This window comes from Bacillus sp. FSL R7-0672 (assembly GCF_038601465.1).
In the GTDB taxonomy this organism is placed as follows: Bacteria; Bacillota; Bacilli; order Bacillales; family Bacillaceae; genus Bacillus; species Bacillus pumilus.
In genome coordinates this window covers 2,300,081-2,321,769 of sequence record NZ_CP152010.1, presented here as the reverse complement: position 1 = coordinate 2,321,769, position 21,689 = coordinate 2,300,081, and the positions used below count along the sequence as shown (strand labels likewise).

21 protein-coding genes are annotated in these 21,689 nt (G+C 41.9%); 20 read left to right on the top strand and 1 reads right to left on the bottom strand.

Annotated features, from left to right (window positions below; translation table 11 throughout):
• Positions 1-27 precede the first annotated feature (27 nt).
• From lepA to mtaB, 9 genes are all read left to right on the top strand, one after another.
• The gene (gene lepA / locus MKY18_RS11710; protein WP_106065610.1) at positions 28-1,866 is read left to right on the top strand and encodes a translation elongation factor 4; all 1,839 of its coding nucleotides are present in this window, start codon (positions 28-30) and stop codon (positions 1,864-1,866) included.
• A 117-nt stretch (positions 1,867-1,983) separates the two neighbouring features.
• On the top strand, positions 1,984-3,123 hold the full coding sequence (gene hemW / locus MKY18_RS11705; RefSeq protein WP_065098448.1) for a radical SAM family heme chaperone HemW: 1,140 nt from the start codon (positions 1,984-1,986) through the stop codon (positions 3,121-3,123).
• Positions 3,124-3,204: 81 nt separating this feature from the next.
• Positions 3,205-4,236: a heat-inducible transcriptional repressor HrcA gene (gene hrcA, locus MKY18_RS11700; RefSeq protein ID WP_065098447.1), complete on the top strand. Its 1,032-nt coding sequence runs from the start codon at positions 3,205-3,207 to the stop codon at positions 4,234-4,236.
• A gap of 64 nt (positions 4,237-4,300) precedes the next feature.
• Positions 4,301-4,858: a nucleotide exchange factor GrpE gene (gene grpE, locus MKY18_RS11695; RefSeq protein WP_044139427.1), complete on the top strand. Its 558-nt coding sequence runs from the start codon at positions 4,301-4,303 to the stop codon at positions 4,856-4,858.
• Between the two features lie 24 nt (positions 4,859-4,882).
• Positions 4,883-6,721, top strand: a complete 1,839-nt coding sequence (gene dnaK / locus MKY18_RS11690; protein WP_065098446.1) for a molecular chaperone DnaK — start codon at positions 4,883-4,885, stop codon at positions 6,719-6,721.
• Between the two features lie 165 nt (positions 6,722-6,886).
• Positions 6,887-8,020 (top strand): molecular chaperone DnaJ, encoded by a 1,134-nt coding sequence (gene dnaJ, locus MKY18_RS11685; RefSeq protein WP_003217525.1) that lies wholly within the window; start codon positions 6,887-6,889, stop codon positions 8,018-8,020.
• 22 nt (positions 8,021-8,042) lie between these two features.
• Positions 8,043-8,978 carry a 50S ribosomal protein L11 methyltransferase gene (gene prmA, locus MKY18_RS11680; protein WP_003217481.1) on the top strand — a complete coding sequence of 312 codons (936 nt, stop codon included), beginning with the start codon at positions 8,043-8,045 and terminating at the stop codon, positions 8,976-8,978.
• A gap of 23 nt (positions 8,979-9,001) precedes the next feature.
• Positions 9,002-9,772 carry a 16S rRNA (uracil(1498)-N(3))-methyltransferase gene (locus MKY18_RS11675; protein ID WP_044139424.1) on the top strand — a complete coding sequence of 257 codons (771 nt, stop codon included), beginning with the start codon at positions 9,002-9,004 and terminating at the stop codon, positions 9,770-9,772.
• Positions 9,772-11,130: a tRNA (N(6)-L-threonylcarbamoyladenosine(37)-C(2))-methylthiotransferase MtaB gene (gene mtaB / locus MKY18_RS11670; protein WP_342497833.1), complete on the top strand. Its 1,359-nt coding sequence runs from the start codon at positions 9,772-9,774 to the stop codon at positions 11,128-11,130. The genes MKY18_RS11675 and mtaB overlap by 1 nt, the downstream gene beginning before the upstream one ends.
• A gap of 39 nt (positions 11,131-11,169) precedes the next feature.
• Here the strand turns inward: mtaB and MKY18_RS11665 are convergent, their stop codons facing one another.
• On the bottom strand, positions 11,170-12,099 hold the full coding sequence (locus MKY18_RS11665; RefSeq protein WP_342497515.1) for a Na/Pi symporter: 930 nt from the start codon (positions 12,097-12,099) through the stop codon (positions 11,170-11,172).
• A gap of 182 nt (positions 12,100-12,281) precedes the next feature.
• On the opposite strand from MKY18_RS11665, the gene rpsU reads away from it, so the two are divergent.
• From rpsU to MKY18_RS11610, 11 genes are all read left to right on the top strand, one after another.
• Positions 12,282-12,455 (top strand): 30S ribosomal protein S21, encoded by a 174-nt coding sequence (gene rpsU, locus MKY18_RS11660; protein WP_003152957.1) that lies wholly within the window; start codon positions 12,282-12,284, stop codon positions 12,453-12,455.
• Between the two features lie 14 nt (positions 12,456-12,469).
• Positions 12,470-12,919 carry a GatB/YqeY domain-containing protein gene (locus MKY18_RS11655; RefSeq protein WP_003217508.1) on the top strand — a complete coding sequence of 150 codons (450 nt, stop codon included), beginning with the start codon at positions 12,470-12,472 and terminating at the stop codon, positions 12,917-12,919.
• A gap of 141 nt (positions 12,920-13,060) precedes the next feature.
• Positions 13,061-14,374, top strand: a complete 1,314-nt coding sequence (locus MKY18_RS11650; RefSeq protein ID WP_278175727.1) for a nodulation protein NfeD — start codon at positions 13,061-13,063, stop codon at positions 14,372-14,374.
• 26 nt (positions 14,375-14,400) lie between these two features.
• Positions 14,401-15,393, top strand: coding sequence for a flotillin-like protein FloA (floA, locus tag MKY18_RS11645; RefSeq protein ID WP_044139418.1), 993 nt, complete (start codon positions 14,401-14,403; stop codon positions 15,391-15,393).
• 31 nt (positions 15,394-15,424) lie between these two features.
• Positions 15,425-15,922, top strand: a complete 498-nt coding sequence (locus tag MKY18_RS11640; protein WP_106032755.1) for a hypothetical protein — start codon at positions 15,425-15,427, stop codon at positions 15,920-15,922.
• Between the two features lie 205 nt (positions 15,923-16,127).
• A complete protein-coding gene (gene yqfC, locus MKY18_RS11635) occupies positions 16,128-16,409 on the top strand; it encodes a sporulation protein YqfC (RefSeq protein WP_012010618.1) in 282 nt (93 codons plus the stop codon).
• 18 nt (positions 16,410-16,427) lie between these two features.
• Positions 16,428-17,618, top strand: coding sequence for a sporulation protein YqfD (gene yqfD, locus MKY18_RS11630; RefSeq protein WP_342497514.1), 1,191 nt, complete (start codon positions 16,428-16,430; stop codon positions 17,616-17,618).
• A gap of 3 nt (positions 17,619-17,621) precedes the next feature.
• Positions 17,622-18,581 carry a PhoH family protein gene (locus MKY18_RS11625; protein WP_044139415.1) on the top strand — a complete coding sequence of 320 codons (960 nt, stop codon included), beginning with the start codon at positions 17,622-17,624 and terminating at the stop codon, positions 18,579-18,581.
• A gap of 138 nt (positions 18,582-18,719) precedes the next feature.
• Positions 18,720-20,807 carry an HD family phosphohydrolase gene (locus MKY18_RS11620; protein ID WP_342497832.1) on the top strand — a complete coding sequence of 696 codons (2,088 nt, stop codon included), beginning with the start codon at positions 18,720-18,722 and terminating at the stop codon, positions 20,805-20,807.
• Positions 20,808-21,287 (top strand): rRNA maturation RNase YbeY, encoded by a 480-nt coding sequence (ybeY, locus tag MKY18_RS11615; protein ID WP_012010615.1) that lies wholly within the window; start codon positions 20,808-20,810, stop codon positions 21,285-21,287. It abuts the gene before it with no gap.
• Entirely contained in the window at positions 21,265-21,651 is a 387-nt protein-coding gene (locus MKY18_RS11610; protein WP_044139413.1) for a diacylglycerol kinase family protein, read from the top strand. The genes ybeY and MKY18_RS11610 overlap by 23 nt, the downstream gene beginning before the upstream one ends.
• The last annotated feature ends 38 nt before the right edge of the window (positions 21,652-21,689 follow it).

The window sequence follows — 21,689 nt, the reverse complement described above, 5'->3', positions numbered from 1 at the left end:
CGCGTTTTATAGTAGGAGTGATAGATTGTGACAGATAAAGAAAAACGATTAGAACGGCAATCAAGAATTCGAAATTTCTCCATTATCGCCCATATTGACCATGGGAAATCCACATTGGCCGACCGTATTTTAGAAAAAACAGCGGCGATTACGCAGCGAGAAATGAAAGAACAATTACTTGATTCCATGGACTTAGAGCGTGAACGCGGCATAACGATTAAATTAAACTCTGTCCAGCTGAAATATAAGGCGAAGGATGGAGAAGAATATATTATGCACCTGATTGATACACCAGGGCATGTCGACTTCACCTATGAGGTATCTCGAAGCCTTGCTGCCTGTGAAGGTGCGATTCTCGTAGTAGATGCAGCACAAGGAATTGAAGCACAGACACTTGCGAACGTTTATTTAGCTCTTGATAACAACTTAGAAATTCTTCCGATTATCAATAAAATTGATCTGCCAAGTGCAGAGCCTGAGCGTGTAAGAGAAGAAATTGAAGATGTCATCGGGTTGGATGCGTCTGAAGCTGTTCTCACCTCTGCTAAGGCGGGTATTGGGATCGAAGATATTTTAGAACAAATCGTCGAAAAGGTGCCAGCACCTGCTGGAGACCCAGAAGCACCGCTTCAAGCTCTTATATTTGATTCTCTCTACGATGCGTATCGCGGCGTTATTGCGTACATACGAATTGTGGAAGGAACCGTCAGACCAGGTCAGAAAATCAAAATGATGGCGACGGGCAAAGAATTTGAAGTGCTTGAAGTCGGCGTATTCACACCAAAAGCCATGCCGACAGATGAACTCACTGTTGGAGATGTTGGCTACTTAATAGCAGCGATTAAAAATGTTGGCGATACACGTGTGGGGGATACGATCACAAGTGCGGAGAACCCAGCGAAAGAAGCACTGCCAGGATACAGAAAGCTGAACCCAATGGTTTACTGCGGTCTTTATCCGATTGACACAGCGAAATATAACGACTTACGTGAAGCGCTAGAAAAGCTTGAATTAAATGATTCTTCACTTCAATATGAGGCAGAGACGTCCCAAGCACTTGGCTTCGGTTTCCGCTGCGGCTTTCTTGGAATGCTTCATATGGAAATCATCCAAGAACGGATTGAACGTGAATTTAAAATCGATCTCATTACAACAGCACCAAGTGTTATTTACGATGTGTATATGACAGACGGAGAAAAAATCATCGTCGATAACCCATCCAATCTGCCTGATCCGCAAAAGATTGAGAAAATTGAAGAACCATACGTGAAAGCAACAATGATGGTGCCGAATGACTATGTAGGCTCTGTCATGGAGCTTTGCCAAGGAAAGCGCGGACATTTCATTGATATGCAATACCTTGATGCAAACCGAGTGAGCATTGTGTACGAAATTCCTTTGGCGGAGATCGTGTATGAATTCTTTGATATGCTCAAGTCCAACACAAAAGGCTATGCGTCCTTTGATTATGAGTTGATTGGCTATCGTCCGTCTACTCTAGTGAAAATGGACATCATGCTGAATGGTGAAAAAATCGATGCCCTTTCCTTTATTGTTCACCGCGATTACGCCTATGAACGAGGCAAGATCATCGTAGAAAAGCTGAAAGAACTCATTCCACGCCAGCATTTTGAAGTACCAGTTCAAGCAGCGATTGGACAAAAAATCGTGGCTCGTTCTACCATTAAAGCGATGCGTAAAAACGTACTTGCTAAATGTTATGGCGGAGACATTTCCCGGAAAAGAAAGCTTCTTGAGAAGCAAAAAGAAGGGAAAAAGCGCATGAAACAAGTGGGCTCTGTTGAAGTCCCGCAAGAAGCATTTATGGCTGTGCTGAAGATGGACGACAGCACACCGAAAAAATAACAACCTCCTCAAGGCAACCTGCTTTACAATGTCAGCCTTGGCGTTTATAGTCGAAAACAAACAAAGGTGCCGCAGCGATAAACTGCGGCTCTTTACCTGTAAAGAAGGTGTCATCAAATGAAAGCAGCATACATTCACATTCCATTTTGTGAGCACATTTGCCACTATTGTGATTTCAATAAATTTTTCATTAAAACGCAGCCAGTCGATGAATACTTAGCGGCTCTTGAAAAAGAGATGCAGCACACGATCGAGCAAAAGGGCGAGCAAGAACTAAAGACGATCTTTATTGGCGGGGGAACTCCGACATCATTGACCGTCAGCCAGCTAGACCAGCTTATGAACAGTATTCACCGTGTGTTAAAGCCGGCAAAAAACCTGGTTGAATTTGCAGTTGAAGCGAATCCAGATGAATTATCACTCGAGAAGCTGCATGTGTTAAAAGAAGCCGGTGTCAATCGGCTAAGTTTTGGCGTCCAAACCTTTGAAGATGATTTACTCAAAAAAATCGGACGAGTTCATCAAAAGAAAGATGTTCTCACGTCTTTCGAGCGAGCAAGAGATGTTGGATTTGACAACATAAGCCTTGACCTCATGTTTGGCTTGCCGCATCAAGAAAAGCATCATGTCATGAATTCACTTGAGACAGCTTTCTCATTAGGAGCAGAGCATTATTCTGTCTACTCACTGATTGTGGAGCCGAAAACGGTGTTTTACAACTTAATGCAAAAAGGAAAACTGCATTTACCGCCGCAAGAACGTGAGGCTGAAATGTATGAGCTTGTGATGGATGAAATGGAGCGCCATGGATTACATCAATACGAAATCAGCAATTACGCCAAACCTGGCTTTGAAAGCCAGCATAACCTGACCTATTGGAGCAATGAAGACTACTTCGGTTTCGGTGCAGGGGCACACGGGTATGTAGATGGCATCCGAAATGTGAACGCAGGACCAGTGAAGCATTACTTGGAACTGATTGAGCAAACTGGGTTCCCATATAAAGAAACTCATCAAGTCACAAAAACAGAGCAGATAGAAGAAGAAATGTTTTTAGGCCTCCGAAAAATCGAAGGGGTGAAAAGTGCCGACTTCCAAGCCAAATATGGTGCTTCACCAGAAGCTCTCTTTCCCTCGGTTCTTGAAGAATTAGAAGAAAAAGGTCTCATTGTAAAAGATGACATTGGAATTCGTTTAACAAGAAAAGGGAAATTGTTAGGAAATGAAGTATTTCAAGCGTTTCTCGGTGAGTTATAATTGACATTTTAATTTGAGTTTGGTAATTTTGTTTATACAATTAGCACTCGTTGAAAGAGAGTGCTAACAGGGGTGATGATGATGTTAACAAATCGTCAGCTTTTGATTCTGCAAGTCATCATTAATGACTTTATTCGTTCAGCGCAGCCAGTTGGGTCAAGGACTCTTTCTAAAAAAGAGGACATCACATTCAGCTCTGCAACGATTAGAAACGAAATGGCTGATTTGGAGGAACTTGGTTTTATCGAAAAGACTCATTCTTCATCAGGAAGAATTCCTTCAGAAAAAGGATATCGTTATTATGTAGATCATTTGCTCTCTCCGCGAAAACTGTCGTCTAAAGATCTTGTGCTTATTCAGTCGGCTTTTCAGGAGAAAATTTTTGAGCTGGAAAAAACAGTTCAAAAATCGGCGGAAATTTTATCAGATCTCACAAACTATACATCGATCGTGCTTGGTCCAAAGCTGAGTGAAAATCGATTGAAGCAAATTCAGCTTGTCCCCGTTCAGCTAAACAAAGCAGTAGCGATCATGATTACAGACAGCGGACATGTTGAAAACAAAACCATTACCTTCTCTGAGCATCTAGATGTCTCCGATATTGAGAAGCTGATGAATATTTTGAATAGCCGCTTAGCCGGCGTTCCAATGGACCAGTTGAAGGACAGGATGTATAAAGAAGTGGTCATGCTTCTGCGCACACATTTAAAAGATTATGATCACATTTTAGATGCGCTTGGCAACACATTTACATCGACACAAAATGAATCAAAACTTTTCTTTGGCGGGAAGATTAATATGTTGAATCAGCCTGAATTTCATGACATCGACCGCATTCGCTCACTCATGATGCTGATTGAGCAAAAGAATGATGTCATGCAGCTGTTTCATCCAAATCAGCAAGGTATCACCATTAAAATCGGTTCGGAAAACAATTTAGAAGCAATGGAGAACTGCAGTTTGATCACAGCGACTTATTCGATTGATCAAAAATCACTCGGCTCCATTGCCGTCATCGGACCAACCCGCATGGATTACGGGCGAGTCGTTAGTCTTTTGCATCATGTATCAAAAGACTTGTCAAACGCACTTTCCAATTTGTATGATGAGTAGGGTGATAAAAAGATAGGGGCACAGCCCCTTCGTATTCTTGAATCTTTTGAGGGAGGTGAACACAATGTCAGAAGAAAAACAGACACCTGAGCAAGAAGCAGAGGTTGAAGCACAAGAAGAAGCAGTTCAAGCAGATACTGAGGAAGTAGCGCATGATGAACAGTCTGCCTTCCAAGAGAAAATCGATGAATTGCAGCAACTTCTAGATGAAAAAGAAAACAAAATTCTGCGTGTTCAAGCAGATTTTGAAAACTATAAACGCCGTGCTCGAACTGAAGTGGAGACCGTGCAAAAATATCGTTCTCAACATGTTGTCAGCGATCTTCTCCCAGCTCTTGACAACTTTGAAAGAGCACTTGGAATTGATCCAGACAACGAGCAGGCGAAAAGCTTGTTAGAAGGAATGCAAATGGTTTACCGCCAGCTGGTAGAAGCGTTGAAAAATGAAGGCGTTGAACCAATTGAAGCTGTCGGCAAAGAGTTCGATCCAAACCTTCATCAAGCCGTCATGCAAGTTGAAGATGAAAACTTCGATTCAAACATCGTAGTAGAAGAATTGCAAAAGGGCTATAAACTCAAAGACCGAGTTATTCGTCCATCAATGGTAAAAGTAAATCAATAACTACATAATGGGAGGTCATCGATTATGAGTAAAATCATTGGGATTGACTTAGGAACAACAAACTCATGTGTTGCAGTACTTGAAGGCGGAGAGCCAAAAGTCATTGCAAACGCTGAAGGAGCACGTACAACGCCATCTGTTGTCGCTTTTAAAAATGGAGAGCGTCAAGTGGGTGAAGTAGCGAAACGCCAATCAATTACAAACCCGAACACAATCATGTCTGTTAAAAGACATATGGGTACAGATTATAAAGTAGAAGTTGAAGGCAAGAACTATACACCGCAGGAGATCTCTGCAATCATTCTTCAACACCTTAAATCTTACGCTGAAGGCTACCTTGGCGAAGAAGTAACAAAAGCTGTTATCACAGTTCCTGCTTACTTCAACGATGCAGAACGTCAAGCTACAAAAGATGCTGGTAAAATTGCTGGTCTTGAAGTAGAACGTATCATCAACGAACCAACAGCAGCTGCACTTGCTTATGGTTTAGATAAAACAGATGAAGATCAAACGATCCTTGTATACGACCTTGGCGGCGGTACATTTGACGTATCAGTCCTTGAGCTTGGAGACGGCGTCTTTGAAGTACGCTCAACTGCTGGGGACAACCGTCTAGGTGGAGACGATTTTGACCAAGTGATCATTGATCACTTAGTAGCTGAATTCAAAAAAGAAAATGGCATTGACCTTTCAAAAGATAAAATGGCGCTTCAGCGTTTAAAAGATGCTGCTGAAAAAGCGAAAAAAGATCTTTCTGGTGTATCTTCTTCACAAATCTCACTGCCATTTATCACAGCTGGAGATGCAGGTCCTCTTCACCTTGAATTAACGCTAACACGTGCTAAATTTGAAGAACTTTCTGCAGATCTTGTAGAGCGTACAATGACACCTGTACGTCAATCATTGAAAGATGCTGGTTTATCTGCTAACGAGATTGATAAAGTCATCCTTGTTGGTGGATCAACTCGTATTCCTGCAGTACAAGAAGCAATCAAAAAAGAAACAGGCAAAGAGCCTCATAAAGGTGTAAACCCTGATGAAGTGGTTGCTCTTGGTGCAGCGATTCAAGGTGGAGTCATCACAGGAGATGTCAAAGACGTTGTTCTACTTGACGTAACACCACTTTCTTTAGGAATTGAAACAATGGGCGGCGTATTCACAAAGCTGATTGAACGTAATACAACAATTCCAACAAGCAAATCTCAAGTATTCTCAACGGCTGCTGACAACCAAACAGCGGTAGACATCCATGTCCTGCAAGGTGAGCGCCCAATGGCAGCAGACAACAAAACATTAGGTCGTTTCCAATTGACTGACATTCCGCCAGCACCACGCGGCGTACCACAAATCGAAGTATCTTTTGATATCGATAAAAACGGTATTGTCAACGTACGTGCGAAAGATATGGGTACAGGCAAAGAACAAAACATCACAATCAAATCTTCTTCAGGTCTTTCTGATGATGAGATCGAAAAAATGGTCAAAGAAGCAGAAGAAAATGCTGAAGCAGATGCGAAGAAAAAAGAAGAAATCGAAGTGCGCAATGAAGCAGATCAATTAGTGTTTACAACTGAAAAAACATTAAAAGATCTAGAAGGAAAAATCGATGAAGAGCAAGTGAAAAAAGCAAACGACGCGAAAGATGCACTAAAAGCTGCGATCGAAAAAGGCGAGCTTGAAGACATCAAAGCGAAAAAAGATGAGCTGCAAACAATCGTTCAAGAACTAACGACAAAGCTCTATGAAGAAGCTGCAAAACAAGCACAAGCTCAGCAAGAAGGCGCTGAAGGTGCTCAAAAAGCAGATGACAATGTAGTGGATGCAGAATACGAAGAAGTAAACGACGATCAAGAGAAAAAATAATCACCTTTACTTTTGAAAAAGACTGCTGAAACGTACTCGTCAGAAAGTCAAAGTCAGGATCTCTTGGCTTTGACTTTTTTTCTTTCCAACGATGAAAGCAATTGAAAAAGGTCAAATCAAAATGATACAATCGTACTTATGTGAGAAAATCGGGAGTGTGAAGAGATGAGTAAGCGTGATTACTATGAAGTGCTTGGCGTGAGTAAGAGCGCCTCAAAAGACGAGATCAAAAAGGCATATCGCAAGCTTTCAAAAAAGTATCACCCTGATATTAATAAAGAAGCTGGTTCAGATGAGAAATTCAAAGAAGTAAAAGAAGCCTATGAAACCCTTTCTGACGATCAAAAACGTTCGCAGTATGACCAGTTCGGTCATACCGATCCAAACCAAGGCTTTGGCGGCGGCGGTTTTGGCGGAGGAGGAGACTTTGGCGGCTTCGGCGGCTTTGATGACATCTTCTCTAGTATTTTTGGCGGTGGAGCCAGAAGAAGAGATCCAAATGCACCACGTCAAGGAGCAGACTTGCAATATACAATGACGCTTTCATTTGAAGAAGCAGCATTTGGGAAAGAAGCAACGATTGAAATCCCTCGCGAGGAATCATGTGAAACATGTCATGGTTCAGGGGCAAAGCCTGGGACAGAAGCGAAGACTTGTTCACATTGCGGCGGCTCTGGTCAATTAAATGTTGAGCAGTCAACTCCGTTTGGTAAAGTGGTCAACCGCAGAGTATGTAACTACTGTAGCGGAACAGGAAAACAAATCGATCACAAATGTTCTACATGCGGCGGCTCTGGTAAAGTGCGTAAGCGTAAGAAAATCAATGTGACGATCCCAGCTGGTGTTGACGATGGTCAGCAGCTCAGAGTGTCTGGTCAAGGGGAACCAGGTGTAAATGGAGGACCTCCAGGCGATCTATTTGTTGTGTTCCATGTGCGTTCGCATGAATTCTTTGAACGTGACGGAGATGATATTTACTGCGAAATGCCGTTAACCTTTGCACAGGCTGCATTAGGTGACGAAATTGAAGTGCCGACACTACACGGTAAAGTGAAATTAAAAGTCCCTGCTGGCACGCAAACTGGCACAAAGTTTAGACTCAAAGGAAAAGGTGTGAAAAATGTACGCGGCTATGGCCAAGGCGATCAGCATATCGTTGTACGAGTCGTCACACCAACAAATTTAACGGACAATCAAAAAGATATCATTAGAAAATTTGCTGAAGTGAGCGGAAATAAACCGGACGAACAAGAAATGAGCTTCTTCGATAAGGTAAAACGCGCATTTAAAGGCGAGTAAGACGGATAAGGAGTTGGTAGTATTGAAGTGGTCAGAAATTAGCGTCCATACAACAAATGAAGCGGTGGAACCAATCACCAATATTTTGCATGAAGCAGGTGCGAGTGGTGTCGTGATTGAGGACCCGCTTGATTTAGTCAAGGAACGTGAAAATGTATACGGTGAGATCTACCAGCTCGATCCGAATGACTATCCTGAAGAAGGGGTCATCGTCAAAGCTTATCTTCCAATGAACAGCTTTTTAATGGAAACGGTAGATGAGATCAAAGAAGCCATTAACAATCTTCTTCTATACGATATTGACCTTGGACGAAATACGCTGTCTATCTGTGAAGTAAATGAAGAAGAATGGGCCACCGCATGGAAGAAATACTATCATCCTGTGAAAATCTCTGAAAAATTCACCATCGTTCCGACATGGGAAGAATATACACCGGTTCATTCTGATGAACTAATTATTGAAATGGACCCAGGAATGGCATTTGGAACAGGGACACATCCAACAACCGTTCTTTGTATTCAGGCGCTTGAGCGCTATGTGAAGGAAAACGATACGGTGATTGATGTTGGAACAGGCTCTGGGATTTTAAGTGTGGCAGCAGCGATGGTTGGTGCAAAGGACATTCAAGCCTTTGATCTCGACACCGTTGCGGTTGAAAGTGCAAAGCAAAACATTGAGCTAAATGGTGTAAGCGAACAAGTGACGGTCAAGCAAAACAACTTACTTGATGGGATTTCAGGTGAACGAGATGTGATCGTCGCCAACATTCTCGCAGAAGTGATTTTGCGCTTTACAGATCAAGCCTATGACTTATTGAAGAAAGACGGCTATTTCATTACATCAGGCATCATTGGACAAAAGAAATTACAAGTCAAAACAGCATTAGAAGAAGCAGGTTTTGACATTGTTGAAGTGCTGTCAATGGAAGATTGGGTCAGCATTATAGCGAAAAAATAAAGCGAGTAGGTGTCAGGACACGTATGCAACGATATTTTATCGACCTCACGAAAGAAGAAGTGATCGCAAAGGGATCTATCGTCATCAATGGTGAAGATGTACATCACCTTTCCAATGTCATGCGCATGAAAGCAGGGCAGGAAATCCTTTGCTTAACGACAGACGGCTTTGAAGCGCTCAGTAAAATTGATACAATAACAAAGGAAGAAGTCATTTGTCACGTTGAAGGCTGGACAAATCAGGACAGAGAGCTTCCGGTAAGAGTAACAATTGCGAGCGGTCTCCCAAAAGGAGATAAGCTTGAGCTGATTATCCAAAAAGGCACAGAGCTTGGCGCAAGCGCATTTATCCCGTTTCAAGCGGCTCGTTCTATTACAAAACTTGACCAAAAGAAGTCACATAAAAAACGAGAGCGCTGGGAGAAAATCGCGAAAGAAGCGGCTGAACAGTCCTACCGGAATATCATTCCTCGTGTTGATCCAGTATCAACATTTAAAGAGCTGACTCAATTAGCTGGTGAATTCGATAAATGTGTCGTTGCATACGAAGAATCATCGAAAGAAGGAGAGCAAAGCCGCTTTCAAACTGTGCTCCAACAGATGAAAGGCGGACAAACCTTGCTAGTGGTTTTTGGCCCTGAAGGCGGTTTGGCAGAAAAGGAGATTGAAGCGCTTGAAACGCTTGGTGCAGTCATTTGCGGGCTCGGACCACGCATTTTAAGAACAGAAACAGCTCCTCTTTACGCGCTTTCTGCTATATCTTATCAAACAGAGTTATTAAGAGGTGAATCATGATGGGAACAGTAGCGTTCCATACACTTGGCTGTAAGGTCAATCACTATGAAACAGAAGCGATCTGGCAGCTGTTTAAAGAAGCAGGCTATGAAAGAAAAGAGTACGAATCAAAAGCAGACGTATATGTCATTAATACATGTACGGTCACGAATACTGGCGATAAAAAAAGCCGCCAAGTCATTAGAAGAGCCATTCGTCATAACCCGGATGGTGTCATTTGTGTAACAGGCTGTTATGCGCAAACATCTCCAGCAGAAATCATGGCGATTCCTGGTGTTGATATTGTCGTGGGAACACAAGACAGACATAAATTACTCGGTTACATTGAAGAATATCGCAGAGAAAGACAGCCGATTAATGGGGTTGGAAATATTATGAAAGCACGTGTGTTTGAAGAACTCGATGTTCCTGCTTTTACAGACAGAACACGTGCGTCATTAAAAATCCAAGAAGGCTGTAACAATTTCTGTACATTCTGCATTATTCCTTGGGCTCGCGGACTTCTTCGTTCTCGTGATCCAGAAGAGGTCATCAACCAAGCGCAGCAACTTGTGGATGCCGGCTATAAAGAAATTGTATTAACAGGTATTCACACAGGCGGATACGGAGAAGACTTAAAGGATTATAACTTTGCAAAGCTTCTGAAAGAATTAGATGAACGTGTCAGCGGCTTAAAACGAATTCGTATTTCATCTATCGAAGCAAGTCAAATTACAGATGAAGTGATAGAAGTGCTTGATCAGTCAGATAAGATTGTCAGACATCTTCACATCCCGCTTCAATCTGGCTCTAATACAGTGCTGAAAAGAATGCGCCGTAAATATACGATGGAATTCTTTGCAGAGCGTTTAACAAAGCTGAAAAAAGCATTGCCAGGTCTTGCTGTCACCTCTGATGTAATTGTAGGATTCCCTGGAGAAACAGAAGAAGAGTTTTTGAAAACATACAATTTTGTCAAAGACCATCAATTCTCTGAACTGCACGTATTCCCTTACAGCAAACGTACAGGTACGCCAGCTGCAAGAATGGAAGATCAAGTGGATGAAAATGTGAAAAACGAACGTGTCCACCGCTTGATCGCTCTTTCTGACCAGCTTGCGAAAGAATACGCATCAGCTTATGAAGGAGATGTCCTAGAGATTATTCCGGAAGAATCCTTCAAAGAACAAGAAGGAAAGCACAATCTTTATGTGGGCTATACAGATAACTATATGAAGGTTGTTTTTGAAGGAACAGAGGACATGATCGGCCGTTTGGTCAAAGTGAAAATTACGAAAGCGGGTTATCCTTATAACGAAGGACAATTCGTTCGTATAAGCGATGAAGTACAAACAGACAAAGTGAGAATGACCTCATAATCAATAAAACACCGGCTGCCAAAAGGGCAAGCCGGTGTTTTATTTTGATTGATTCGGTAAAAGACATAAAATCAATGTGTGAAATGGACGGATGAATGGGAAGAAAAGCAAAGAGCTTGCCACATTAAACAGCAGGCTGAAGTGCGCAATTTGCTGGGCTGGAGCGTTTGCAAGAAGGGCGACGAATTCTGTCATCATGGCGAGAAATGGGAGACATAAAAGCACTCCGAGCACATTAAACAAAACGTGTGCATAAGCCGTTTGACGTGCTGCATAGCCGCCAGATATGGCAGCCATTACGGCTGTAATACAAGTCCCAATATTGGACCCTAACACAAAGCTGATCCCTTCCTGAAGCCCAACCGTTCCTTCATTCATAAATCCCATTAAAATGCCGATACAGACGGAGCTCGAATGAACAATCGCTGTGAAAATAGTGCCAGAAAGCAGCGCCGTCCAGTCAGAATGCTGCATCATTTCGAGAAAGCGCAGTGTCTCAGGCTGACTTGTCATCATACCTGCAATTTTAGAAAAGCCTTGAATACAAAAAAAGATCATCCCGAGTCCAAATATACTTTTTCCTGCATGCCTAAAAGATTTTCTGCCTAACATCATGCATATCAGACCAGCTAGGATTAAGACCCACATGAAAACATCCATTTTAATGGCGATAAATTCTGTTGTAAACGTAGAGCCAATATTGGTACCAAGAATCATTGGAATGGATTTTTTAAAAGAGAGAATACCTGTACTGACAAAGCCAATCACGATGACCATAAACGCTGAACTGCTTTGAAGAATCCCTGTAAATACGATGCTGACTAAGAATGCTTTTACCGGATGATCTGTAAAGAGAAGAAGTGATTTCTCAATACGAGACGACGCAAGCGCCATTAATCCTTTTCTCAGCAAACCCATTGACCATAAAAAAATGAAAATAAGTGTACAAAAATAAATGATCGCCATCATAGAAAAGTCCTCCTCTTACCAATGAATATATGGACTTGTCTACCTGCTCATGACGAAAATATATTTCCAAATCACTTAGTTGACCTCGCACTAGGCTTATATTATAATATCTAGGTACATGTTTTGCATGTATATCTTTTTTTAATGCAGTCGATTGGTGTATTCGGAGGGAGGGAAAGAGAATGTCAAAAACGGTCGTTAGAAAAAACGAATCGCTTGAAGATGCTCTTCGTCGCTTTAAACGCAGTGTATCCAAAACTGGAACATTGCAAGAAGCAAGAAAGCGTGAATTTTATGAAAAGCCTAGCGTAAAGCGCAAGAAAAAGTCTGAAGCTGCTAGAAAACGTAAATTCTAAAGAGGGTGGATTTTATGAGTCTTCTTGAGCAATTAAATTCTGATATGAAGCTTTTTATGAAAAACCGTGAGAAAGACAAGCTTGTTGTCATTCGGATGGTTAAGGCTTCGCTCCAAAATGAAGCAATTAAGCTTAAGAAAGACAGTTTGACCGGCGATGAGGAACTAACCGTCCTTTCCCGCGAGATTAAGCAACGTAAAGACTCCCTCCATGAATTTTCGAAAGCTAATCGCTTAGATTTAGTAGATAAAGTTCAAAAAGAGATTGACATCTTAGACGTTTATTTACCTGAACAGCTTTCTGAAGAAGAACTGCAAACGATCGTGAAAGAAACGATCGCTGAAACAGGTGCATCATCGAAGACTGATATGGGTAAAGTCATGAGCGCTATTATGCCAAAAGTAAAAGGTAAAGCTGATGGAGCTGTCATTAACAGACTTGTCAGCGAACAGCTGTCTCAATAAAAAAGTATCCTTCTATTGTTAGAAGGGTACTTTTTTTATACCTTCATCATTCTGTCATATAAAAATGAAACCTATGATACATTTGTAACGTATGTAAAGGAACGGTAAAATGGAAGATAGAGAGGAGGGATCACCAAATAGATGAAAAAAATAAAAATTTCTATTGCTCTCTTCAGTTGTTTTATAATATGCTTATTATTAGGGGTTCAATTGACCGCGAAATCAGCAGATCAAAAAGTTCATGTTATCCCAATTGAAGATACAGTAGAAAAAGGACTTTCTCAATTTATTGAACGATCATTTGAGCAGGCAAAGTCCGAACGAGCGAAACATATCATTCTAGACATCAATACACCAGGTGGTGCAGTCGATGCGGCGCTTGAGATCGCAGATACCATTCGTGCGTCTGATATTCCTGTGACAGCGTTTGTGAATCATAGAGCGCTTTCTGCTGGGGCATTCCTTGCACTAAATGCCGACGATATTTATATGACCCCAAATGGAAAGATGGGGGCTGCTGCGATCATTGATGGAGAAGGCAATGCTGCCGACCAAAAATCTGAATCGCTATGGCTTGCTGAAATGAGTGACGCTGCCGAAAAGCAGGGGCGTGATCCAAAGTATGCACTTGCAATGGCAGATGTAGATATAGACGCAAAAGAAGCTGGTGCACCAAAAGGAGAATTGCTCACCTTCAACACAGACCGTGCGCTTCAATTCGGTTATGCAGAAGGGGAAGCGAAAAATATGGATGACTTGCTTCAGAAGCTGAAGTTAGCCGACGCTTCTGTTCAATACGATGAAGTGAGCTTTGCTGAAAAGGTTGCGCGCTTTCTCACGCACCCGATCGTCATTCCAATCCTTTTATCCATCGCAAGCTTAGGGTTAATTGTTGAGCTCTATTCTCCTGGCTTTGGGATTCCAGGCACGATGGGAGTGACAGCGCTTCTTTTATTCTTTTATGGTCATCTCGTGGCTGGTTTTGCAGGATATGAGACGTTGTTCCTGTTTTTAGCAGGGATATTGCTCATGATTCTGGAATTGTTTTTGCCGGGGGGAATCGTAGGTGTCATTGGACTGATCTGTGTGGTTGTCAGCTTGTTTTTAGCAGCTGGAAGCTTTACAGAAATGGCGATTTCCATCTTGATTGCCACTGCTGTTTCAATCATAGCAGTTATTATATTGACAAAGGTGTTGGGGAAACGTATGAAATTTTTCAAAAAGTTCATTTTAACCGATTCAACCAATAAGGAAAGCGGTTATGTCTCAAATGAAACAAGAGAAGATCTTGTTGGGCAAATCGCGGTGACAGCAACCGCACTTCGTCCGTCAGGTACAATAGTATTTGGAGATGAGCGCATTGATGTTGTATCAGAAGGTGCATTCATCGATAAGGATGAACAAGTAAAAATTGTGAAAGCGGAAGGCTCACGCATTGTCGTGAGGAAAGTATAGATAACTGATTTTATAGGAGGAATAAAATGGATCCATCTACTTTACTATTATTTGTGATTATCGCAGCAGGTCTGATCGTTCTATCGATCTTCTTCACCTTTGTACCGGTGATGCTGTGGATTTCTGCCCTAGCGGCTGGCGTAAAGGTAAGCATTTTTACACTTGTAGGAATGAGACTTCGCCGCGTCATTCCAAACCGAGTGGTCAACCCGCTCATCAAAGCACATAAAGCAGGTCTTGATGTGACGATTAACCAATTAGAAAGTCACTACCTTGCAGGTGGTAACGTTGACCGTGTTGTAAATGCATTGATCGCGGCTCAACGTGCGAATATCGAATTGAACTTTGCACGCTGTGCAGCGATCGACCTAGCAGGCCGTGACGTACTTGAAGCTGTACAAATGAGTGTAAACCCTAAAGTCATTGAAACACCATTTATCTCTGGTGTGGCAATGGACGGGATTGAAGTAAAAGCAAAAGCACGTATTACAGTTCGTGCAAACATCGAACGACTTGTCGGTGGTGCAGGGGAAGAAACAATCATTGCTCGTGTAGGTGAAGGGATTGTCTCTACAATCGGTTCATCAAATAATCATAAAAAGGTTCTAGAAAACCCAGATATGATTTCTCAAACGGTTCTTGGTAAAGGATTAGATTCAGGTACTGCGTTTGAAATTCTCTCGATTGATATTGCAGATGTGGATATCGGTAAGAACATCGGGGCAATTTTGCAAACAGACCAAGCAGAAGCAGATAAAAACATTGCACAGGCAAAAGCGGAAGAACGCCGCGCAATGGCTGTTGCCCAGGAGCAAGAAATGCGTGCAAGAGTTGAAGAAATGCGCGCGAAAGTTGTAGAAGCAGAGGCTGAAGTACCACTTGCCATGGCTGAAGCATTACGTGAAGGTAATATTGGAGTCATGGACTACATGAATATTAAGAATATCGATGCTGATACGGACATGAGAGATTCATTTGGTAAAATGACAAAAGGTCCATCTGATAATGAAAACAAATAAGCATCCTCTCACGCTTTAAGGAGGGAGCCCAATGGACATTCTATTTGAAAATCCGTTACTAATTGCGATTATCATCGGTATCATCTCTGCTGTCTTTGGGAAAATCGGCAAACAAGAGGAGAACGAACAAAAGAATCAGCAAAACAAGCCAGCTCCTCAGCGTAAGCAGATGCCCCAAAAGCAAACAAAACAAACAAGTCCAGATCCAGTCGTGACGGATCAGATGGACGATTTCGGCGATGTACATGATCATGGCGGGATGAAGAAAAAAACATCTCAATCCTTACAGGACCGCTATACCGATACACTTGCCGAAATGGAAGAAAGAAAAAGCGAGCTGAATAGAGAATTCCAATCGCTTGAAAGAGAACTGACAAGGCCAAAGGCTGCTTCTGCCGAAGTGAAGCCAAAGATCATTGAGAAGCTCAACCAAGATACAATTGTTCAGGGGATGATCCTTGGAGAAGTATTTGGAGAGCCGCGCGCGAAAAAGCCGCACAGAACGATGAAACGGCCATATAACAGATAAACAAAAAAGTCCCATATAAAGGGACTTTTTTTTGTTTGACCTGATGGAGATTTCTCGCAGTAAAAATGATGAAACGGCTGTTTTGCGGGATTCATTAGCATGATCTGAACCGCTGAAGAATAGGATGATATAGAGGCTTTCTCATCAGTCTCACCATCTTTCAGTTTGATCTCATACACATGGGGCGGGAAGGGGTTCTTATTGAATGGGAAAAAGAAAAAATCGACTTAAAGCATGGCTGACAAGAACACTTGAAATCCCTCCAGACGTCATGATGGATCTTCCCCGTATTACGATGGTTGGCAGACTCCACATTTACATAGAGAACCATAAAGGGCTTTTGCTTTTCAGTGATCAAGAGGTAAGGCTGATGCTCAAACAAGGACAATGCATTATTTCAGGGAAAGATTTTGTGATTAAAACGATTTTGCCAGAAGAGATCTTATTAGAAGGGAAAATCGATGAGGTCCGTTATATTGATTCTTAACTGACGGAGGGGAGAAGTGTGAAGAATAAATGGTTCGCCTATTTTATTGGCAGAGTGGAAGTGGAAATCAAGGGAAACGGCATTGAGCGGCTCATCAATGAGTGCACGAGACAGGGGATCACAATGTTTCAAGTGAGCCGCCGTCAAGACAGCGTGCGCTTATTTATTCGCTTATCAGATGTACATGCCTTCAGAAAAGTACAAAGACATCATGAGGTAACATGTTCATTTCATCAAAAGAAGGGATTTCCGTTCCTTCTCCTATGGTCAAGGAAGAATATTGGGTTTACCCTTGGGATTGTGTTCTTTCTAGTGACGATATTGGCACTTTCAAACATGGTGTGGAAAATTGATATTAAAGGAGCCAATCCAGAAACTGAACATCAGATGAGAAAGCATTTAGACGAGATTGGTGTGCAAAAAGGCCGTTTCCAGTTTCTAATGGGAACACCTGAAAAAATTCAAAAATCACTGACCGCCAATATTCAAAGCATAACATGGGTTGGCGTTGAACTAAACGGTACAACATTTCAAATGAAAGTTGTGGAAAAAAATGAGCCGGAAAAAGAGAAATATACGAGTCCTCAGCATATTGTGGCCAAGAAGAAGGCGGTCATCACGAGAATGTATGTGGAAAAAGGGGAGCCGCTTGCCGCAGTTGATGAACATGTGAAGAAAGGACAAATGCTCGTCTCTGGCCTCATCGGCAGCGAAGACCAGCAAAAAACGGTTGGTGCTAAAGCGAAAATTTATGGTGAAACGTGGTATCGTTCTGAAGTTTCTGTCCCTCTTCGAACATCTTTTGATGTCTTTACGGGTAAAATGAAGACAAAGCACAAGCTCTCCGCATTTGGAGGTTCAATGCCATTTTGGGGCTTTTCCTTTAAAAAGGATGATTTTAAGCAGCCAAAAACAGAAACTGAAGTTCACCCACTCCATTTCTTAAACTTCCAGCTCCCATTTTCCTATGAAAAAAAAACGACACGCGAAAGCGAAAAAATAAACCGGACATACACAAATAAAGAAGCGGTTCAAGCAGGGATTAAAATGGGTAAAAAAGAATTAGAAGAGAAGCTAGGTCAAACAGGAGAGGTGAAAAGTGAAAAAGTTTTGCACGAGGCAACAGGGAATGGTAAAGTTAAGTTAATCATCCTTTACCAAGTAATAGAAGATATTGTTCAACCAACACCTATTGTTCAGGGAGACTAGAGAATGACAGAACATTTACTTGAAATTCAACAAAAATTAGATAGCCCAAACGAAGCGATTGCTTTATTTGGAAATCAAGATGCTTATCTGAAACTGATGGAAAACGAGCTGAATGTCTCCATTATTACGCGCGGAGAAAAGGTGTATGTTTCTGGTCAGGAAGCATCAAGAGAAACAGCGAGCCGTCTGATTACATCTCTCTTACATCTCATCCAAAAAGGAATTGAGATTTCTGAACGGGATGTCGTCTATGCCATTAAAATGGCGCAAAAAGACAAGCTCAATTATTTTGAAAATATGTATGAAGATGAAATTACGAAAAATGCAAAAGGAAAGTCAATCAGAGTAAAAACCATTGGCCAGCGGGAATATGCTGCGGCAATGAAAAAAGATGACTTGGTCTTTGGAATTGGACCAGCTGGAACAGGGAAGACGTATTTGGCAGTCGTCAACGCGGTACATGCACTGAAAAATGGACATGTGAAACGGATTATCCTGACAAGACCAGCTGTTGAAGCAGGAGAAAGTCTTGGCTTTTTACCAGGTGATCTAAAGGAAAAAGTAGATCCTTATTTAAGACCACTATATGATGCCTTGCATGATGTGCTTGGCAGTGATCATACGGAACGTTTAATCGAGCGCGGTGTGATTGAAATAGCGCCTCTTGCCTATATGAGAGGACGGACACTCGATGATGCATTTGTTATTTTAGATGAAGCGCAGAATACAACGCCTGCCCAAATGAAAATGTTTTTGACGAGACTTGGGTTTGGCTCTAAAATGGTCATTACAGGAGATATTACACAGATTGACCTGCCGAAGGGCATGCAGTCTGGTCTTGCAGCTGCAAAGGACATGCTTGCAGAGATCAAGGGCATCTCATTTATTGAGCTAGACCAGACAGATGTGGTCAGACACCCGCTTGTGGCAAAGATCATCGGAGCATACGAAAAGCAAAAATGACCTTAGTGACCCGATCGTCTTCATCGGGTCATTTTGTTTCGATCGTGGTTTAAAGTAAAAAAGGAGGTACTTTCCTTGAGAAAGAATCAGAAAGACAGTAAGCGCAAAAGACTGCTGTCTAAAAAAGAACCTCAGAAAATGGAGCGCTCACGTTATTTAAATGTTTTGCTATACGCTGGTTTAGCAGCCATTCTATTCGTGGTGCTCTTCTTCCATGTAAAGCCTGAATCGCTCGACTTAGATTTATTTTCAGTGAGCGAACAGACCATCTATTCTCCATCAACCGTCGATGATCAAGAAGCGACAGAAGAAAAGAAGCAAGAAGCAACAGATCAAGTAGAGGATCAATATACACTCAAAAAAGCGTATTCTGACAATCGTGTTGACCTCATCTCCTCCCTTTTCGAAGCCATTAAAGAAGAGAAGAAAGCAGCTGATGAAAAAGAAAATCCGCCATCAGATAAAGAAATGGTCAAGCGTGTAAAAGAAAAACTCACATCAGATATGCAGGAGGCTGTTTCAGACCAATCCATCAAAGCACTGCTTCAGGCAAGTGACGAAAATCTCTCTTTTACTAAGGATTCCATCATCACAGTGGTGAATTCACTGATGAGTAAAGAAATCACAGCAGCGAAATTACAAGATGAGAAAAAACAAGTGAAAACAGAGCTTGAAAATAACTCAATTCCATCCAAATACTTAAATGCAGCGAAAGAAATCGGTGAATTTGCGATCATTCCAAACTATGTATTTGATCCAGTGGCGACAGAGAAGAAAAGGCAAGAAGCCGCTGATAATATTCAGCCGGTTCAAATTAAGCAAGGGCAAATCTTAGTCGAAGAAGGAGAACTTATCGACCGAGAAGTGTATCGTAAATTAGAACTGACAGGGCTCTTAAATAGCTCCAATTTGATTAAGCCAGTAAGCGGTCTTATGATATTGATTGGTCTATTCTTAGCAGCGATTATTCATTCACTTGAATCGAGGAAAAAATCGCTTGTTCATAAGAATAAGTCGTTGCTTCTCTACTCGCTCATTTTTACCATTATTTTAGTTATCATGGAAGTATTCAGTCTCTTCCAGGAAACGAAGTATACGACGATAGGTTATGTGGTGCCAGTGGCGCTTGGCACGATGCTGATCAAGTTGCTTATCAATGAGCGGCTAGCGATCTTGTCTGGTCTTGTATTTGCTCTTTGCGGCAGTATGATGTTTAATCAAGGAGTAACCGGCGTCTTTAACTATGTGATCTGCGCTTATTACCTTGTGAGCGGGATGGCGGGCATTTTATTTTTGAGAAAGCATAATGCGCGTTCAAAAATATTGCAGGCAGGGCTTTCGGTCGCTTTGGTGAATGTCCTTGTGGTTCTATCCATAACGCTGATTCAAAACTCCTCACCATCAGGACTTGAAATCGGTGTGAACCTTATGATGGCAATTGTGTCAGGGTTTGCATCATCTATTTTGGTCATTGGGCTAATGCCAGTGTTTGAGAGTATGTTCGGCATTCTTTCAACAATGAAGCTGATTGAACTATCTAACCCAAACCATCCGCTCCTTAAAAAGATTTTAACAGAGACACCAGGTACATATCATCATAGTGTCATGGTGGCAAATTTAGCAGATGCTGCATGTGAAGCAGTCGGAGCAAACGGTCTTTTAGCAAGGGTTGGCGCTTATTATCATGACATTGGGAAAACGAAAAGACCGCAATACTTTATCGAAAACCAAATGAACATTGATAATCCGCATGACAAGCTTTCTCCTCAGCTAAGTAAAAATATCATTATTGCCCATACGACAGATGGAGCTGATATGCTGAGAGAAAAGAAGTTTCCTGAAGAGCTTGTCGATATTGCCGAACAGCACCACGGGAAGTCGCTGTTAAAGTTCTTTTACTATAAGGCAAAAGAGCGTGATGATCAGGTGACAGAAGAAGAATTCCGTTATCCTGGGCCAAAACCGCAATCAAAAGAAGCGGCAATTATTTCTGTAGCGGACAGCGTGGAAGCAGCGGTACGATCGATGCATAATCCAAATCCAGAGCGGATCGAAAAGCTCGTCAAAGGCATTATTTCCGATAAAATGCAGGATGGGCAATTCAGCGAATGTGATCTGACATTTAAAGAGTTAAATATTATTAGTCAAACGATTTGTACAACATTAAAGGGGATTTTCCATTCTCGGATTGAATATCCAGATGCCCCGAAGCAGAAGGTGAAGTAAATGACATTGTTAATCGATTTAATAGATGAAACAGGACAAGTATCAAAAGAGCAGCTTGAAGAAGTGGAAAAGCTTCTTCAGTTCGCTGCTGATGCCCTTGAGGTCAAAGATCAAGCGGAGGTATCAGTGACGATCGTTTCGAATGAAGAGATTCATCAAATTAATAAAGAATACCGCGGAAAAGACGCACCAACGGATGTGATCTCCTTTGCACTCGAAGAAGAAGGAGAAGGGGAAATTGAAATCATTGGTGCTGATGATATTCCGCCTGTACTCGGTGACATCATCATTAGTGTGGACCGTACGAAAGAGCAGGCAGAGGAATATGGACATTCCTTTATGAGAGAGCTTGGATTTCTCACCATTCATGGATTCCTGCATTTGCTCGGGTTTGATCATATGACAGAGGAAGATGAAAAAGAAATGTTCGCCAAACAGACAAAGATCTTGGATGATTATGGCCTTTCAAGATCTTCGTAAGAAAAGAAGGCCGCTTGCCCGTTTTTTTCGGAGTTTTTATTATGCATTTAGAGGAATATGGCGAACTTTCTTGAATGAACGGAATTTTCGATTTCACACAGTCGCAGCCATCATCGTGGTGATCTGCGGCTTTTGGTTTCACATTGAACCATTCGAATGGATGATCGTTTTGCTTTTATGCGGGGGGATGTTTGCGCTTGAACTTGTCAATACAGCCATTGAACATACAGTGGACCTGATGACAGAAGAGAGGCACCCGCTTGCTGAGAAAGCGAAAGACGCCGCAGCAGGCGCTGTTTGCGTTTACGCCGCGATTTCGGTTATGATTGGGTTGATCATCTTCTTACCGAAGATCATGCAATAGAACAATATTACTATTTATTAACATTTTTAGAAATGGGC